General features: G+C 56.1%; 18 protein-coding genes and 3 pseudogenes. 9 read left to right on the forward strand and 12 right to left on the reverse strand.

The window, feature by feature from the left end; translation table 11 throughout:
* Window positions 1–84 precede the first annotated feature (84 nt).
* Window positions 85–1,023: pseudogene (locus ACP7E0_RS32805) on the forward strand (extracellular catalytic domain type 1 short-chain-length polyhydroxyalkanoate depolymerase); the annotation flags it as partial.
* A 110-nt stretch (window positions 1,024–1,133) separates the two neighbouring features.
* On the opposite strand, the gene ACP7E0_RS32810 reads toward ACP7E0_RS32805, so the two are convergent.
* Entirely contained in the window at window positions 1,134–1,397 is a 264-nt protein-coding gene (locus ACP7E0_RS32810) for a hypothetical protein (RefSeq protein WP_426131323.1), read from the reverse strand.
* A gap of 541 nt (window positions 1,398–1,938) precedes the next feature.
* Between ACP7E0_RS32810 and ACP7E0_RS32815 the strand changes: the two genes are divergently transcribed.
* Window positions 1,939–2,961 carry a sensor histidine kinase gene (locus tag ACP7E0_RS32815; protein WP_426131287.1) on the forward strand — a complete coding sequence of 341 codons (1,023 nt, stop codon included), beginning with the start codon at window positions 1,939–1,941 and terminating at the stop codon, window positions 2,959–2,961.
* A gap of 19 nt (window positions 2,962–2,980) precedes the next feature.
* On the opposite strand, the gene ACP7E0_RS32820 is transcribed toward ACP7E0_RS32815, so the two are convergent.
* Window positions 2,981–4,915, reverse strand: a complete 1,935-nt coding sequence (locus ACP7E0_RS32820; protein ID WP_426131289.1) for a PAS domain S-box protein — start codon at window positions 4,913–4,915, stop codon at window positions 2,981–2,983.
* A 792-nt stretch (window positions 4,916–5,707) separates the two neighbouring features.
* Window positions 5,708–6,064, reverse strand: coding sequence for a hypothetical protein (locus tag ACP7E0_RS32825; protein ID WP_426131291.1), 357 nt, complete (start codon window positions 6,062–6,064; stop codon window positions 5,708–5,710).
* A gap of 63 nt (window positions 6,065–6,127) precedes the next feature.
* On the opposite strand from ACP7E0_RS32825, the gene ACP7E0_RS32830 reads away from it, so the two are divergent.
* A complete protein-coding gene (locus ACP7E0_RS32830; protein ID WP_426131293.1) occupies window positions 6,128–6,376 on the forward strand; it encodes a DUF982 domain-containing protein in 249 nt (82 codons plus the stop codon).
* Window positions 6,377–6,759: 383 nt separating this feature from the next.
* On the opposite strand, the gene ACP7E0_RS32835 is transcribed toward ACP7E0_RS32830, so the two are convergent.
* Together ACP7E0_RS32835 and ACP7E0_RS32840 are read right to left on the reverse strand one after the other, a co-directional pair.
* The gene (locus tag ACP7E0_RS32835; protein ID WP_426131295.1) at window positions 6,760–6,948 is read right to left on the reverse strand and encodes a hypothetical protein; all 189 of its coding nucleotides are present in this window, start codon (window positions 6,946–6,948) and stop codon (window positions 6,760–6,762) included.
* Between the two features lie 476 nt (window positions 6,949–7,424).
* Complete coding sequence (locus ACP7E0_RS32840; RefSeq protein WP_426131297.1) at window positions 7,425–8,594, reverse strand: zinc-dependent alcohol dehydrogenase; 1,170 nt, start codon at window positions 8,592–8,594, stop codon at window positions 7,425–7,427.
* 192 nt (window positions 8,595–8,786) lie between these two features.
* Between ACP7E0_RS32840 and ACP7E0_RS32845 the strand changes: the two are divergent.
* Window positions 8,787–9,154, forward strand: a pseudogene (locus ACP7E0_RS32845) (catalase); the annotation flags it as partial.
* Window positions 9,155–9,359: 205 nt separating this feature from the next.
* Here the strand turns inward: ACP7E0_RS32845 and ACP7E0_RS32850 are convergent.
* Together ACP7E0_RS32850 and ACP7E0_RS32855 are read right to left on the reverse strand one after the other, a co-directional pair.
* On the reverse strand, window positions 9,360–9,602 hold the full coding sequence (locus ACP7E0_RS32850; RefSeq protein WP_426131299.1) for a hypothetical protein: 243 nt from the start codon (window positions 9,600–9,602) through the stop codon (window positions 9,360–9,362).
* Window positions 9,602–9,805: a hypothetical protein gene (locus tag ACP7E0_RS32855; protein ID WP_426131301.1), complete on the reverse strand. Its 204-nt coding sequence runs from the start codon at window positions 9,803–9,805 to the stop codon at window positions 9,602–9,604. Before ACP7E0_RS32855 ends, ACP7E0_RS32850 begins: the two co-directional genes overlap by 1 nt.
* Before the next feature lie 531 nt (window positions 9,806–10,336).
* Between ACP7E0_RS32855 and ACP7E0_RS32860 the strand changes: the two genes are divergently transcribed.
* The 3 genes from ACP7E0_RS32860 (at window position 10,337) to ACP7E0_RS32870 (ending at window position 12,425) form a co-directional block, all read left to right on the forward strand.
* Window positions 10,337–10,678, forward strand: coding sequence for a hypothetical protein (locus ACP7E0_RS32860; RefSeq protein ID WP_426131303.1), 342 nt, complete (start codon window positions 10,337–10,339; stop codon window positions 10,676–10,678).
* Window positions 10,679–11,428: 750 nt separating this feature from the next.
* A complete protein-coding gene (locus ACP7E0_RS32865; RefSeq protein WP_426131305.1) occupies window positions 11,429–11,656 on the forward strand; it encodes a DUF6894 family protein in 228 nt (75 codons plus the stop codon).
* A gap of 406 nt (window positions 11,657–12,062) precedes the next feature.
* Entirely contained in the window at window positions 12,063–12,425 is a 363-nt protein-coding gene (locus ACP7E0_RS32870; RefSeq protein ID WP_426131307.1) for a response regulator, read from the forward strand.
* A gap of 39 nt (window positions 12,426–12,464) precedes the next feature.
* Here the strand turns inward: ACP7E0_RS32870 and ACP7E0_RS32875 are convergent.
* A pseudogene (locus tag ACP7E0_RS32875) lies at window positions 12,465–12,608 on the reverse strand (RNA polymerase sigma factor); the annotation flags it as partial.
* A 226-nt stretch (window positions 12,609–12,834) separates the two neighbouring features.
* Here ACP7E0_RS32875 and ACP7E0_RS32880 point away from each other — a divergent pair.
* A complete protein-coding gene (locus ACP7E0_RS32880) occupies window positions 12,835–13,302 on the forward strand; it encodes an NUDIX hydrolase (RefSeq protein WP_426131309.1) in 468 nt (155 codons plus the stop codon).
* Between the two features lie 347 nt (window positions 13,303–13,649).
* Here ACP7E0_RS32880 and ACP7E0_RS32885 read toward each other — a convergent pair whose 3' ends face one another.
* A complete protein-coding gene (locus ACP7E0_RS32885) occupies window positions 13,650–13,931 on the reverse strand; it encodes a hypothetical protein (RefSeq protein ID WP_426131311.1) in 282 nt (93 codons plus the stop codon).
* A 330-nt stretch (window positions 13,932–14,261) separates the two neighbouring features.
* Between ACP7E0_RS32885 and ACP7E0_RS32890 the strand changes: the two genes are divergently transcribed.
* Window positions 14,262–14,594 carry a hypothetical protein gene (locus ACP7E0_RS32890; RefSeq protein ID WP_426131313.1) on the forward strand — a complete coding sequence of 111 codons (333 nt, stop codon included), beginning with the start codon at window positions 14,262–14,264 and terminating at the stop codon, window positions 14,592–14,594.
* A gap of 361 nt (window positions 14,595–14,955) precedes the next feature.
* Here the strand turns inward: ACP7E0_RS32890 and ACP7E0_RS32895 are convergent, their stop codons facing one another.
* The 3 genes from ACP7E0_RS32895 to ACP7E0_RS32905 all read right to left on the reverse strand — a co-directional run.
* On the reverse strand, window positions 14,956–15,210 hold the full coding sequence (locus ACP7E0_RS32895) for a hypothetical protein (RefSeq protein ID WP_426131315.1): 255 nt from the start codon (window positions 15,208–15,210) through the stop codon (window positions 14,956–14,958).
* 184 nt (window positions 15,211–15,394) lie between these two features.
* Window positions 15,395–15,697, reverse strand: a complete 303-nt coding sequence (locus ACP7E0_RS32900) for a hypothetical protein (protein ID WP_426131317.1) — start codon at window positions 15,695–15,697, stop codon at window positions 15,395–15,397.
* Window positions 15,698–15,908: 211 nt separating this feature from the next.
* On the reverse strand, window positions 15,909–16,451 hold a 543-nt coding region (locus ACP7E0_RS32905), incomplete at its 5' end, for an SDR family NAD(P)-dependent oxidoreductase (RefSeq protein WP_426131319.1).

Genomic DNA, 16,451 nt, shown 5'->3' on the forward strand with positions numbered 1-16,451 from the left:
GCGGTATATTCGTCTCTACCCAACGCAGCACTACCTGGTGCTCGCGCTGTCATTTGGCTTTCCGCCATAAACCAAGGCCCTAAGATGAGAAGCCTTTCCGACACCGTCGAACGCCTCAAGCGCTATCGTCCACGCCCTGATGCCACACACGACGAAGGCAGGTTGTGCAAACTGGAAGGTTTTGGGAAGAACCCGGGCGAATTGACGGGATGGTACCACGTCCCTCACGGCCTCCTATCGCCGGCTCTCGTCGTCGTGCTGCACGGTTGTACGCAGACCGCTGCGAGTTATGACGAGGGATCAGGATGGTCGAGATTGGCAGACGACTCCGGGTTCGCCGTCCTCTTTCCCGAGCAGGCCAGGCAAAACAATCGGAATCTTTGCTTCAACTGGTTCTATGGCAGCGACGTCGATCGCGAACACGGTGAGGTCAAATCTATCCGCGAAATGATAGCGACGCTGGTCGCCTTTCAAGGTATCGATTCAATGCGCGTCTACGTCACGGGGCTATCAGCAGGTGGCGCGATGGCAAACGCGATGCTGGCGGTCTATCCGGAAGTGTTTGCTGGCGGCGCGATTATTGCGGGCCTGACGTACGGTGCAGCCGCAACGATCCCGCAGGCATTCGACCGAATGCGAGGATATGGCCTATCGTCGCCGGACATCTCCCAGGAAAAGCTCCGTGCGGCGTCTTCCCACTCCGGGCCTTGGCCCTCCATTTCCGTGTGGCAAGGTACTGCGGACAGGACTGTTGACGAGGTGAATGCAAAGGCGATCGTTGAACAGTGGAGTGCGGTGCATAACGTTCCCGTTGAGCCGGCAAGGCATACAAACGTTGACGGCCATGATCATTTGATCTGGTCAGACGGGCGGGGACGCGAGATGATCGAACTTCACCGCATCAAAGACATGGGACACGGTACGCCGCTCGATACTGCCGGCGGCTATGGCAGAGCTGGACCGTTCCTGCTTGATATCGGAATCTCATCCACTAAACATATTGCTCGTGGTTGGGGACTAATGGCCCCGTAAATATCCGGACGCGATCTCCCACTTAACAAGTGTGCGAAGTATAGAAGTCCTGTCCGGTGCTGAGCGCCGCCGTCGCTGGTCGACGGTGGACAAGCTTTGCATCATCCAAGAGACATACGCGACGGAGGGCATATCCGGTCGAGTAGCTGCTCATCAGGTAAGTAGCCGAGCGCTCCTGTCTCTCGCGCTTTTAAGCTTTCAAGGATGCCATCAACGAGCCTGCCGTTCCTACCGCCCCCCTGCAATGCGGCCAACGCGAAGGCCAATATCTCTTCCGGATCGTCGGACGTGGTTGCCCGAACCGGGGTCGGAAGCATGGCGTTGACCTCTGGAAGGTCGAGCGTGGCCAGACGCATTGCCGTCATCCGGTTTGCTCCGGCGTAAAGAAGCCGCGTCTAGGTTAGCCGATAAACGCGACACGATTTTCAGCTACGGATTCCGCGAAATCCCAATTTTGGCAAAGCGATTGCACGATCAAACATCAACGATGGCTCGATCAATGACGAGCAGGTGGTCGACGGCGCCTCGCGTCGCGCGTGAGGTGGACCCAATTCTCGATTATAGCGGCCTGAGGCAACCTGGGATCGCTCGGACGGCGGCCGAGCTGCGGCTCACGACCGGCAAATTCACAATCTTCTCGCCGGCTAGCGGCCAATCGGACGGAACAACGTTGCTGCCGCGCACCGCCGAAACCCGGCGCAAGCGGCTGCAGAAAGCGATCGGGGAAGTCATCTGCAGGACGATAAGCGCATCGCCTCGCGTCCACCAAAGTACCGCCTCCGTTGGACTGAGTTTGCCAAAACAGTCTTCCCCGCAGATCCCCCCGGCTTGCCTCTGATCTTTGAAATCCTTGCAACCCGATGTTCCGTGTCGTAAACGGCGATACGACGATAGTGGAGCGCAACAATGTATGATTCCGGCATAGGGCACCGCCCCTCACCCCGCGAACGGTTTCTTGAAGCCATCGTCCAGAGTGCCATTGACTACGCCATAATCTCCACGGATCTCGACGGACTTGTGACGAGCTGGAACGAGGGCGCTTGCCGGATCCTCGGGTGGACGGCGGATGAGATGATCGGGCGGCCCGCGACATTGTTTTTCACCTTGGACGACCGGGAACGTGGCATCCCACAAAAGGAGATGACCGCCGCTCTCGATAAAGGCCGCGGCAACGATGAGCGATGGCACCTCCGCAAGGACGACACGCAATTCTGGGCTTCCGGCGAAATTATGGTGCTGCGCGACGAAGACGACATTGTCGTCGGCTTCATCAAGATCCTGCGAGACCGCACGGAACAACGGGAACAGGCGGACAGGCAGCGCCTGTTGATGCATGAACTTGGCCACCGGATGAAGAACACGTTGTCGGTAGTCCAGTCCATCGCCACGCAATCCCTCAGGAATGCCCGCTCCCTCGAAGAAGCCGGACAAACCTTGACCGCCCGCATTGCAGCCTACTCGAAGGCGCACGATCTACTCCTCCAGAAGGATTGGGTGAGCGCTACGCTGGCCGACATCGTAAACGGTGCGAAGGTGAACATCGGGTTGGAAGATAGCGACCGGATCAGAGCATCCGGCCCCTCGATCCAACTTGGTCCGCAGGTCGCACTGTCGTTCTCTCTCGTCTTTCATGAGCTCCTGACGAATGCCTCCAAATATGGTGCGCTCTCCAATGATGTCGGCGTGATCGACCTTCTTTGGAGCACTGAAGAAATCGACACCGAAATCTGCCTCCTTGCTCGCTGGCAAGAATTGGGTGGCCCCACCATTGAACTCCCAAAGCGCAGCGGCTTCGGCTCCAAGCTGATCATATCCAGCCTAAGGGCCTTCGGAGAAGTCGACCTCGAATATGCCCCCGGGGGTTTGGTTCTCAGCGTAAAAATGCCCCTAGCCAAAATCGAGTTTCGGAACGAACTTTCGGAACTCTAGTGCAACACGAATACACACGTCAGAACCTGCCATTTCCTGAAACCTCTTCGATCGCGTTGCGAAGCTGATCTTCGGTATAGGGCTTTGTTAGGCGGACAAGCTCCTGCACACTGCCAGGCGGGAGGTCGGTATAGCCTGATGCCAAAACAATCGGGAGGTCGGGTTGAAACTGGCGAAGCTGCCTAGCGAGGTCGGACCCCGTCATGCCGGGCATCGAATGGTCAGTCACCACAAGATCAAAGCCACCATTCGACGTAAATAAATCGAGGGCCGCCTGGGCAGACGTAGCCTCTTTGACCTCGTGACCCAGATCTTCCAACATGAGAACGGTGTTCATCAGGATCAGCGGATCGTCATCAACCGCGAGGATCTTCAGCGAATGGCTTCTTGTCGACAGCTCGATCGGAGCTTTTGTTTCAGTGTCCGCATCCTCTATGCCGATGGCTAACGGCAGATAAAGTTCGGCCGTGGTGCCTTCGCCGACAGATGAGACGAGGTTCAGATGTCCTCCCGTCTGCGCGACCATGCCCTGGACCATGGAAAGGCCAAGGCCGGTCCCCTTGCCGACACCCTTTGTGGTGAAGAAAGGCGTAGTCGCTTTTGCGAGCGTCTCAGCATTCATTCCTTCGCCATCATCCCTCACAAAGAGACACAGATATCCGCCAGCATCCAGGGTTCCAATGTCGCCCCTTCTGATCTTCTTCTCAACCGCGCCGATGACGAGAGTACCTCCTTCCGGCATCGCATCTCGCGCATTTATGCTCAGATTCAAGATCGCGCTCACAAGCTGGTTCGGATCAGATGAGACTTTTGGTAGTTCGGCTGGAAAGTTGGTCTTGACATTGATCGGGGAACCGAGCGTCCGTTGAAGCATTTCGACCATGCCATTGACCAAATCGAGAATGTCGACGGCTCCCACGTTCAGTTCCTGCTTGCGCGAGAAAGCCAGCACTCGCTGGGTCAGCGCCGCACCGCGCTCCGCACCTGCCACGGCATTTTCGAAAAGACGTGCCGTACCAGGACTGTCCGGAATGCGTTTCTTCAATAGTTCCAGGCTACCCATGATAGCCATCAGAAGGTTGTTAAAGTCGTGGGCCATGCCTCCGGCGAGCTGGCCGATCACCTCCATTTTCTGCGACTGGAAGAGCTCTTCGCGCGCCTGTTCGAGAGCACGCTGGGCCTCTTTCTTCTCGGTGATGTCGCGGGTGATTTTCGCGTACCCGATCAACTGGCCGTCATCATCGTGGATAGCATCGATAACGACATTCGCCCAAAAACGACTCCCATCCTTGCGCACTCGCCAGCCCTCCCTCTCAAAGCGACCCGTCCGATCAGCCTCTGCCAGCGCCCTTGCGGGTAGGTTCTCGGCGAGGTCTTCGTCGGTGTAGAAACGGGAAAAATGCTGGCCAATGATCTCGTCTGGCCAATACCCTTTGATCCGCTGCGCACCCAGGTTCCAGTTTGTGATGTGGCCACCTGGGTCAAGAAGGTATATCGCATAGTCACCGACACCTTGCACCAGGGTTCGAAACTGGTGCTCGCTCATCCTTAGTTCGGCTTCGGCTGCTTTTCTCTCGGATAGATCACGCGTTATCTTTGCATACCCGAGCAGCGGTCCATCGGGACTCCTGATGGGATCGATAATCACATGGGCCCAGAAACGTGTGCCGTCCTTCCGGACCCGCCAGCCCTCATTCTCAAAGCGCCCTTCCCCCGCGGCTGTCGCCAGAGCGCGAGCCGGCAGGTTAACCGCCCGATCTTCCGGCGTGTAGAAATTCGAAAAGTGAAGGCCGACGATTTCCTGTTCGGTGTAGCCCTTTAGACGCTGGGCTCCAGAATTCCAGCTCGTGACGTTGCCGTCCGGGTCGAGCATATAAATTGCATAATCCGTGATAGCATCCACAAGCAGATGGTATTTGCCGTCCGAGGTTTGGTGATTGTCGTTCGCTGTCAATTTTGGTCTCCCCCTAACCGACAGAAACTCGCGCCACGACAAATGGTTCCCTTTTCCACGGCGTCAGCAGGGACATTGCCCGGGGCATGTGTTTCACATGCGTATCGAGCTCGTCGATGGACCGCGCTGGTCGTCCGTTCTTCCCTATGATGGGAGCAAATGAACAAAGTCTACCCACGTCAAAGACGAAGCGTCCCCCGACCGAAATTCATGTCGTCTTATTAGCTCACAATAACTGCGAAAGGTTTGTGACAGCGACAAAGTCTTTCTCGCCCTCGTCACCCAACGTCGCGCGCAGGTGCGAGTTTCGTGCGGATCCGCCGGTGATCGATGAGACATAGAAGGGGTGGGCAATGGATATCGTGTTCGGGGCTGTCCAACGCGTTCAAGAAATCATAGGAATGGCTTCGTGAAGTGCGGCAGGGGCCCGTTCGCAATGCTTACCAATGCGCGAGGGCCAGACGCAGGCGGAGATAAGGCAGGTTGGAGGTGCAGGACGATCACGACGTGCTGACCATCGAGTCTGCGCACTCCAGAGTTTCGCTGGTAACAATGGAGCTGCTCTTTGTGCGCCGCTTGCCCAAATTGGCACTGCATCGGGCCGATCAGTTTCCTGCATCTGGCGACGCGCCGCCCCCCCTCACTGCCATCTCGCCTCCATTGTCGGTGCACCTCTGCTAGCAAATGCACTTCAGACCGACAGACTCTGCCCGTTGTCTAAAAACCGGCATTGTTAATCTAGACGAAAAAAATTGCGGCCTCCAAGGCTTTCCCCGGAACCAGTTCTCATGATCACAGTTGATCAGTCGTCGTCTTGAACGACGGATAATCCACAGAGGAGAACGTAAAATGCCTAGCCAGCAATCGGGAAGCCGGGGCCAAGGCCAAGGCAGCAAAGCCGAGCAATCCGGCGAAACGTCCAAACGCGGCTTCGCGTCCATGGATGAAGACAAGCAGCGCGAGGCCGCTAAGCGCGGCGAAGCCTCCGGCGGCAACTTCAAGAATGACCCAGAGTAGGCTGCCGAAGCGGGCAAAAAGGGCGGGCAGTCCCCAAGCGGCGGTAATCGTGGCGGCAGTGTTCGTGGCGGCCGGTCGTAAAGGCATCCACACTTTGAAATATGGGCGGCCGTTTGGCCTTCCGGGGGCCAACTCGCGCTCCCATAAAGGGGTAGTTACGCCCCTTCTTCTAAAACTGACATGAGGAATTGAAAAATGAGTAGGCGAGATATTCCCTGGAGCCATCGGCTGGACGTTACGCTTCGCGCGGGGATGGACCGAACTTTTCGCAGCGTCTATGAGGCGCTGGATTTTCTGGAGAATGAATGGCCGCTGAAAAGCGGCGAGTACTACGACCGGGCTGTTTTGGCCTGTCGGCAAGCGCTGAACGGCTTAGCCCCGTCAGAAACAGCGCGTGAGGCATTTATAGCAGCGTGCCTTGAGGCAGGCATGCCGGCGCGGTGAGGCCAGCACCACTCATCGTCAGCCAGCTCACCGGCTGTCCTGGGCCCGCGTCTGACAGCAAGCCGACCCAGGTGCCGGTGCTGATGCACGAGTGGTCGCTGAGCGGATATGTCATGGAGGCCCGACCGTATTGCCCTGGGGTTGCTGCCATCTTTCTTTTGTCATCGGCACAGTCCCGCTTCCCTCGTGCCGGCTTTCGCCCGCATTGCCGCGTTACATATTTCGGCGACCTCCCGGCAAACCTTCAGAAGCCGAATGTCGCAGGGTTTGGGGCGATCGCCGCAGAGCAACCCAATTCCGCCATCCGGCACGATCATCAGAGTCATCGGATAACCGCCAAGACCGTTAAGTCGAAGCCGTTTCATAACTGACGTTTAGGCCGTTTAACAGTGCTCACGCAACAGAGCCGCTTGCCGCTCCAATAAAATCGCTGCTTCCTCAATGCTCATATGGGTCACACAGAGGTGTATTGCGCATTCCAGAAACCGCACTGATGATCGCTGGAGGTAAGCTTTCTGTTGATCATCGCAGAGCTTCTTGATGACATCATCATGGTCTTCTTCGGTGGGCATGTTGAACTCCGTCGACTAACAATTCCGATCACGTCCCTTTCAACTCGAGCGACCGTCAGACCCGAGCTCTAGTGACCCGGTTCATTACTCAAAGATCGACGGGTGAAGCACAATGGCCACCTGCCGGATTGCTCGGGCCGCCCACTAGCGCGACAACGACCTGTAAATCGCTCCTGGAGTTCTCCCAGGTACTGCTCAACATCACCGTTGCAGGCCACTTTAAGTTCATCAACAGAATTACCGGCAGCCGCTGCTTTCAACCGAGCGCCTTGGCTTTTAATTGAAAGTCGGAATTCTCGGACGCTTCCATTTGAACGTTCACGAGCTCCGTTCTGTCTTTCAACCAATCTTCAATTCCTTGCTCGCACACCTCGGTTTCATCGATGGAAATCCAGAATTTGTGCTTTCAAAACATTCACCGATTCCATCGAGAACCGATATTCCGATTGGGTGCCAAATCGTATTCCGCACGCCGACTAGGGCCTGAGCACGACCTTAATGACACCATCCTCCTTATCGCGGAACTTCTTGTACATCTCCGGTGCATCTTCAAGCGACGCTGGGTGCGTCACCACAAAGCTGGGATCAATCTCACCCGCTTCAATTTTCTCTAGGAGAGGTTTCGTATATTTTTGCACGTGGGTTTGTCCCATCTTCAGGGTAAGTCCCTTGTTCATCGCCGCGCCGATGGGAATTTTGTCGCCCATTCCTACATAAACACCCGGAATGGATATCGTGCCGCCTTTCCGGCAACTCATGATAGCCTCGCGGATCACATGAACCCTATCTGTGGCGAGATACAGTGCGGCCTTAGCCTTGTCGAGAAGAGCGTCGGCGGAGCCGTGGCCAGATGCCTCGCATCCCACCGCATCGATGCAACTATCCGGCCCCCGGTTTGCGGTACGCGACATTAGTTCGTCGTAGACATCGGTCTCAAAGAAGTTAATCGTTTCCGCCCCGCCCGCTTCCGCCATCGCGAGGCGTTCAGGTACTTCATCAATGGCGATCACTCTCCCGGCCCCCATCATGAGAGCCGAACGGATTGCGAACTGACCGACTGGGCCACATCCCCAGATCGCCACCGTGTCCCCAGGTTGAATTTGCGCGTTCTCAGCAGCCATGTAACCTGTAGGAAAAATGTCCGAGAGGAAAAGAGCCTGCTCGTCAGAGACGCTATCTGGCACCTTGATCGGGCCGACATCCGCCATCGGAACACGCAAATATTCCGCCTGACCGCCGCTATACCCCCCAAGCATGTGGCTAAATCCGAAAAGTCCCGCTGGAGAGTGGCCCATCGCCTTGCGTGCGATCTCGGCGTTCGGGTTTGTCGTATCACAGCAGGAAAACATCCCCTGTTTGCAAAACCAGCAATCGCCGCAGCTTATCGTAAAGGGAACGACAACGCGGTCGCCGATTTTCAGGTTTGTGACATCCGACCCCAATTCAACCACTTCACCCATGTTTTCATGGCCAAGGATATCGCCGCTTTCCATTGTTGGCTGGTAGCCGTCCAGAAGATGCAGATCAGAGCCACAAATGGCGCAACAGGTTATCCTGATGATAGCATCTCTTGAATGTAGAATTTTGGGATCGGGGACAGTGTCGACGCGAACGTCACCCTTTCCGTGCCAGCATAGCGCGCGCATATCGGAACCTCCATTGACTGATGTCGCATAACTGACCGCGTGAACGGATGTTCCTTTATGAATGTCGATTGTTGCCTAGCTCCTGACGAATTTCAGATTTGCGGTGAACGGCTCGAAATATCTCACGTTTTCACCTATGACAGCGACGTGAAGCCCGTGATGGAAGTCATCATTCCAGTCCGCCTGATACAAATGGACGCCCGGCTTTCCAAGACGGCCTCACCTGCCAACGTCGCAACGATCAAGACCAGAAGCTAAATCGCGGCCAAGGCGGCGGGCGAGCTCCACCAGCACGCTGAAGATAGCGCTACAATTTTGCCGCGGCGCAAGGCGGTCCTGTCGCAGACGACCAGAATACCCTGCGTGTGGGTACGCACGTCCCCGCACTGATTGATGTCTTTCAAAATCTTGCACTTGCCACCACGAGCGCATTCCCGAATGCGTGGTCCACGCCCGCGGTCACGGTGCACGTGGCTTCTTCGAAACGTATGAGTCCTTGGCGCCCTACACCCGCGCCGATCTAAACTCCTGATGAACGGACGCCGGTGTTCATCCAGTTCTGATCTGTCGCGGGAAGCAAGGGATCTTCGGATGTCGTGCGTGACGGGGCTTCGCCCAGCCTAAAAAGCACGTTGACCCGTCAAAACACGGTGACGGCCTGTTGAGGTGGCCGTGGCCAAGGTTCTCGAAAAACTGCCAAGCTCCAGCCCCAGAATTTCACCTGCGACCGGAAGCGTGGGACGTGAGGCATGTCCTGCGTGCTAATTATCCTTTGAAGTCCCCTTCTTTCATCTCGCGCTCGTTATAGTTGAGGTCCCATTCCTTGCCGGCGGGTTTCGATCCGGGGGGTACTTTATGTGCCGTGGCATCATCCGAGCCCGTGATGACCCGCGGCTTTGCGCTAGTCACCCCATTATTATCACTGCGCTTCAGCCCTCTGGCATATTGCCCTTTTGCATCACCATGGATTGCCTTCACGGATTCTTTGTCCTTCTCGGGCCTTGTCATCACTTATCTCCCTTCGTTTTGCCCGCGTCCGTGATTTTGGACCGATCGGGATCGTTCAGATTTTCGCCCGCTGCGTCGCGGTCGGTGTCCGGATTATCCACCGCGGGAAGGTATCCACGCGGGCGGGTCTCTTCGGGTCCTTCCCAGCGTGGCGATTGGTCTGTGGTTCCGGCTGGGCCGGGTTTAGGTGTTTCCTGTTTCATCGTTTCCTCCGATTCGCGTTTTCGCGTTGGATGCACACTCAACTGCGGGCTGCCTCGGATGTTCCGTCCATACCAGTGACAGGGCGAAGATCATGGAGCCGAACAGGCACCCGCAAGCGCCGCTGACCAAGTCAGGCCCGTCGATGTTGCGCTTGCCCTGTCGATAAATGCATACCTGAGCGACCTCTTGCGCTTGCAACGTTTGTATTGTCCACTGTGTTAGTTCCGGGGGCCCAAAACTCCGACGACCAAAATCTCGCACCGCTTGTTTTTCTTGACGACGCTTGCCCTAGCACCGGCGGCTGTCCTTCTGTTTTATAACGTCGCCGCAACCCGCACCGGCAAACAAGGAAATACATGTCCGGCCCTGAGTTCTGGCGAACTGGCCGCGTTCGAAATGCGCCGAATCGTGACCGGCCTTGAGAAGGTGCGCTGTCGGCTGCGCCCGTCGTCCAGCGGTTCACCCCCGAATGTAGCGCTTATCTGGCCCGAGTATCCCGCACATGCCCGAATTTTCATTCAGGTATTCCGTTGTCGATAGACGTTTTCCACTGCTCGATCTGGTTGCCGGTGTGCGACGTGCCGGGCTTTTGTCCCTCAGGCATGCTTGACGATTCCAAAATTCGTTTCCTGCCGATAAATCCGGCAATCAGCGAAGAGGCTGCGTGCAAGGGAACGGAGGCGGTTTTCCCGCCTCCGTCTATCCATAAATATCAACCCTATTCGCGCTTCTGCACCTTGGCCGCCCCGGCCGCCCTGCTGGCCACCTTGGCTACCCTGCTGACCGCCTTGGTTATTTTGATCCTGATCTGCCGCGGGACTCTCCTTTGTAAGCTGTTTCAGGACCCAGCAAACAAGGCCCCTGACGGATAGTTCCCATGAACAATTTTATGTTTTGATTGGACATCGTTATGAGAAAAACGCGCACGTGGCCTCCCAAAGCCGATTTAAAACCGCCGAGTGCCCCAACGCTTTCTAGAAGGCGTTAACGACCTCAATCGTCGCTAGAGAGAAGACCAATTCGATGCGACGCAGGAATATCGGTCGCGGCGTTCTGTTTGGCTGATTGATAGGCCTCAACATACTCGTCGTCTTAAGGGTTCGGAGTTTGTGATCGAACGTGCTTCTGACCTTCGTGCGAGGCACAACTATAGGTGCTGCTGCCGACAATAGGTGCAGTTCGCCGTGCCACTCGACAGTGGAGGCCATTACTATGCTGTTCCAAGCAGCTCGTTTTGTATTCCAACTCGATTCCTCAGCTGTCGGCCATCGAACGGGGCCGATCGACAAGTCTCGCCTGGAAGTCCGTATAAAGAATGGCACTTTATGATCTTCGAAAGAAAGAATGAACTATCGCGACTGTCCGCAGTTGGAAAGAGCGTGAAAGTAAAGCGACGCGGAACTGGCAGTCGTCCACTTCTTCAATCGGACGAACGTAGTTGGAATGGCTTCCGCTTTCATCCTTGTTGCATCCCGAGAATCGGCAATACAAAGGTGAATAAAAATGAAGGCATCGGAGACCCTTTTCCTGCTGGCGGGCGCCGTACCGCTCATCGCGGTAATCGTACTTCTTTGGTTTGGACCTCTCAGACGGCGATCCTTCCGCGATCGTGGAGGGCAGTGATGCCCTTCGTCTATTTCCATTGGAGCGACGGCAAGCGATATTATTTCGACAGGCGAGGACAGTATGTCGCAAGTGATGCCCTGGTCCAGAATGAGGCGAAAAGAATCCTTGCCCGGCACCTCATCGAAAGTGAGGCGAGCTCGAGCACAATGGGTCTAAGTGTCGAGGCCCGAGACATAACCGGTCGCACCATCTTCCAAGCGTCTGTCATCGCAGCGGTTTGGTAAGGCGACGCTTGCTACGCGTGGATTTACGGCTCCCTTGTGCTTCTCGGTCACGAGAGCGCTGCTCGTGTTTGGACGCGAGCCTCCGCGCTTGGGACCGACGGTTTTTCCTCCTGTCCTGGGAGGCGGAACTCGTCTGACTGCTTTTTCCGGTATGGCCGTCGCACTATGGTTTGTAAGCGGGGAGATTTTGCCGCTTCATTGTTCCCGCTGCGTCCGGCTATGACTTACCTTCGTCGACGAGTAGAAACCCATCTTCGAAGTCTCTGCTGGCGCACCCGCAGGTGCTAACCGTCGGGCCCGGCGAGACGCCAATTAGGGGAACAAAAGAGATCTGACGTTGTTCGGGCTTGCGGAACGCGAAAGGCACTTATAATGCGCGGCTCTCGCCCACTGAAGGATCCAGCCGTTGGACCATCCAACCACAACCGCTTTTTTGCCGGAATACATGTCCTTATCAGGCGAGTATTTCCTTGCCGACGAAACTCGGCGGAAGCTAGAAGCGAGCGGAGCGATCATCGTCGGCCCGGTCGCGACGGTGGAAGCCGCGCTGGAATCGCTCGAAACCGAAAAGATCGATGCCGCCATTCTCGACATCCACCTAGGCGCCGAGCTTGTGTTTCCAGTTGCGGAAGAACTCGAACGCCGCGACATCCCCTTCGTGTTTGCCACGTGGTACGACCCGTCGGTTCTTCCGGTCAAATTCAAAGGATTCGCGTTGTGCGAAAAACAAGCGGACCTCGATGACATTGCGAATGCATTGTTTTGGTAAGAATCGGACGGACCTGCACTCGGTTAGAAGGCTTCGAACGCGGCTTACTCGGCTCTTGATTGTACCTACGGGGACATCACACCGCTCGGCGGCAGCTTCGAAGCTCAGGCCTTGAATAAGGACGAGATCGACGACAATCCGGTGGGTTTCCGGCAATCTGTTTATTTCTCGGTCCAACTCCATAGAAAGATGCAGGATTGGGCGCACTCAATGATCTGACGACGGGATGGGACGTGCTGCAAGAACATGATTTGGCCGATCACCCAGCGTGAGATATGGCCGTCTCCTCACGATGACAAGGACATGCTCATCAAGCAGGCACAGGCATACGTGAACGAGGTGCTCGATACAAAGCACTCCTGGCGGTGAGTTCGACGGAACTTCCAGCCTGCCAGATGGTTCAGCGTCTATGAGATTTGAACAGAACATCGATATGACGGGAGTTCGCCCCGACCTTGACCAATATGGAGCGCTCTGCTTCCGCGGAACGCTGGATGGGCCAGAAGTGCTCCTTATCACGACCCGCGAAACGAAGCGCTGGATGATTCCTAAGGGTTGGCCCATCTCCGGATTGAAGCCGAGTAAAGTTGCGGAACGTGAAGCTTGGGAAGAAGCGGGAGTGGTCGGCAGGGTGAAGAAAAAATCCTTCGGAAGTTTTATCTACGACAAGGTTTTAAACGATGGGAGCGAAGTCCGACCGATCGTTGGAGTATTTTTGCTTGAAGTTCGGCGCATGCGCAAGCGCTTCCCGGAAATGGCGGAGCGCGACGCAGTGTGGCTGAAGCCCACGGATGCAGCGCGGCGTGTGGAAGAGCCAGATCTTGGAAGGCTGCTGCAAAAGTTCGCCCGCATGATCGAGCGGGCGGCTAGAAGATAACAGATTGAGAGGACGCCGACATGGCTTCCTTGCAGGTCCGCGCCTCAAAGACGCCAGCTGCCACTTCAACAGTTTTTCGAGCACTTGGCGGGTCCGAGCGATCGGTTCGAACGGTTGTTTCCTATGGAACAGGAAGTCAGGGACGACGTTGTGAGTAAATGGAGTGCACCATGCCCTGCTACCTCGACGCTCAACATGTAAATCAAGACCCGAGAGTAAAGGCGTTTTGGTTGGGCTCGGCTGCGGCATAACAGCTCAGGACATGATCGGAGGAGCAACCTTAGATGTCATCATCCGGAAGTGACTTTAATAATAGGCGTTTCGCGACACGACGGTACACAGCGACTTCAAGTGATGACGGCACGTGGCAGATAATAGATACGGCTACAGGGCTGCCTGCGGCGACGGATGGCAGAGACCTTGTACACCTTGGCGAACGCGACGCAGAGGATATTGCCGACGCGCTGAATAGCTGCGACGCTGACGGCAGAGATAGCCCTCTCCTGTAAGGCACCTGTCTGTGTTGAGCGGGCGGACGAACGTCGCGCGGTCGAGAGGCGTACCGGCTGCATTTCCACAAGATCGAATTCGAGGGCAAGTCCAAGAACGCTACGGGCTCGAAGGATCATGCAAGGTCCGACGTCATATAATGCCAGAGTTGGAAATGATACCCTTGGCAGCCGAACCGCTTCCGCGTGGTTTTTGTCGGGCTACTACCGGCCGTACAGAGCTATCCTTCACCCTGTCGACGCCCGCCAAGCTGGCTCATCAAGCCCGCCGTTTCCGGCAAGGTCGCAAATTCATTCGTGCTGTGTAATGCGCGAGCCCCTCCTTCCGACCAATGCACGCTTCGCGTCGGAACCATTTGGCGGGCTGGCCGTTCCACTTCGAGTTGTTGAAGCCGGCAAGCAATGTGTCGACAACCGCCAGGGCCGGCCCTAAAATAGAAGGAGAAGACGATGAAGAAGGTTCTGACACTCGCACTTGCAGCCGCGATTTCTGCTACGACGTTGAGCGGCGTTGCCTATGCACAGACCGCCACAACGACGACTATGACAGACGATATGGTCACCATTATCGTTGTAGACCAAAAATCGGACGATGCCTCGAAAACGCAGCAGATTCCTGAAAGCGTCCGCGCAGCGACGCCAGAAGCAATGATAAAAGCTCAGACCGAGATACAAACCGATGCTGCCCTCATGGCCATCCTGCAACAGAAAAACGTGCAACTTGAAAATGTCATTGGCATACAGACCGCAGCCAATGGCGGCAAAGTCGTCTACGTAAAGTGATTTAGATCAAGCCCACCGAAGGGCACCGGATTAGCCCCCCGAAAAATTGACATTCATTTCGGGGGGAGCCTACGGCACCAACGCTCAAAAACCTTCGCTAACTGGTGTTAAAACCGCTCAGCATACCGCCATTCGGTCCGTTCTTTTCTAGTCGGGGCGAAGCTGTGTTACTGCGGCGTTCCCGCCGTTTCCGGTGCGGAATGCCACGGGTCATCTGTTTGGTTCGGGTCCGATCGTTGGTTCTCGTTACTCATCCCGTCGCCAATCCGGCTCAAACGGAATGCCGTAGTTCGTCGAGTTCGAAAAGCGGCAGAAACGTAAGCCGAGGCGTCTATAAATCTCGGAGCTGTTTGCGCTTCGACTATGCAAGCCCGGCAAGGATCTCGTCTGTTGCGGCCATCGTTTGCTCCCATCGGGCGCCAGATCGCGCTTTCTTCCAAAGGGAGATCAACGCTAGGAACGCCGCAAGCATAAAAAACTCCGCAACGTCGGCAAGCTGCAGACCCCAGGTTTCCGCGAGGCAATAGCCGTGAAGCTCTTCGAGCTCCGGATGCTTGTCGACGATCGGCCCCGGTTTTGGTCGCTTGGCTCGTCCGGCCAGGCCCACAGCCGTCACACGATTCTTCCGGTCGCTCAACAACCAGAGTCAGCCGGGCCGGACTATCAGGGCGCATGGGCAAGCTCACTTATTGCTTAGAAACCAAAGAACGCCGGAACCAGTGGACAGAGCTGAGAGGAAAAACAGTCAATTCAAAATAAACTTGCGATGCGGTCGCCAGCGAGACGACCGCAGCAAGACATCACTTTCCGAGCCAGCGAAACTCCTCGATCGAGGCCTTGCCCGATTTCTTGTCATAGAGGCAGAGCAAATTTACCTTAGATTTGTTCTTTCCAATCGAGCCTCGAAGAAGCACGGCTACTTTTCCAATAGAGTCATCGAAAACGACCGGGGCGCTGGCCTCTGGAGTATCCATTCTCGATTGCCCAATGCAGCTACCGTTAGCCTTCGCCAACAGGGCGTTCCATGCTGCGTCGCTCGACGCATAAGCGAACTGCGTCGACACGACAGCCAGGGTTGCCGCGATTGCGATCATTTTTCTCATTTTAGACCTCTCGATTTGCAAATCGCCCGGTGAACGGACCGCATCTTTTTATGATTTGAAGAGGCAAAAAGAAGGCGGCCACCTCCTCCGCCCCACTACACTGCGAGCTGCCGCAATCGTGTGAAGCCAATTTGCTGAGATTGTGGCTGTTCTTGGCGGAGGGTAAGCAGCATATTTTGATACTCGCGCTCCATCTCAAGAGTAGCCGTCTTCAGGCCACCGAGTGGCCCGCCTCACGGAACCAGGTTTGCGCATCGGCGCCGGCGGGAGTTTTCATCGGCGCTTCCGGTTCCGTGACAGTACGCCAGACGGCCTCTGCCACGTCTTCCGGCGTCGTGAATTCAGTACCGGATCTCAGCGTTGTCAGGTAGTCGTGGACGAATGCGCTATACGGCTCGGGGATATCCATTCCCATGCGGACGACGGCATTTTTGCCGAACCCGGTCGTCGGCGCCGAACCCGGGAGAACAAGTTTCGCACGCACTCCGAACAGAGCGGCTTCAAGAGCTAGACTTTCGGTGAAGGCGTTCAGCGCTGCCTTGCTGGCGCTGTAGACGGAGAGTGCAGGCAGCGGCTTGATGGTGACGCTGGAGCTGACGTTGACGATAACGCCTGACCGACGGATACGCATTTGTGGAAGAACGGCTTTGGTCATCGCCATTGCGCCGAACACGTTCGTCTCAAACAGCTCGCGGATTTTCGACATCTCCGTGCCTTCCAGGACATTGAGCATGCCGACGCCGGCATTGTTGAC

The organism is Pararhizobium sp. PWRC1-1, from assembly GCF_049897905.1.
Taxonomy (GTDB): Bacteria; Pseudomonadota; Alphaproteobacteria; order Rhizobiales; family Rhizobiaceae; genus Pararhizobium.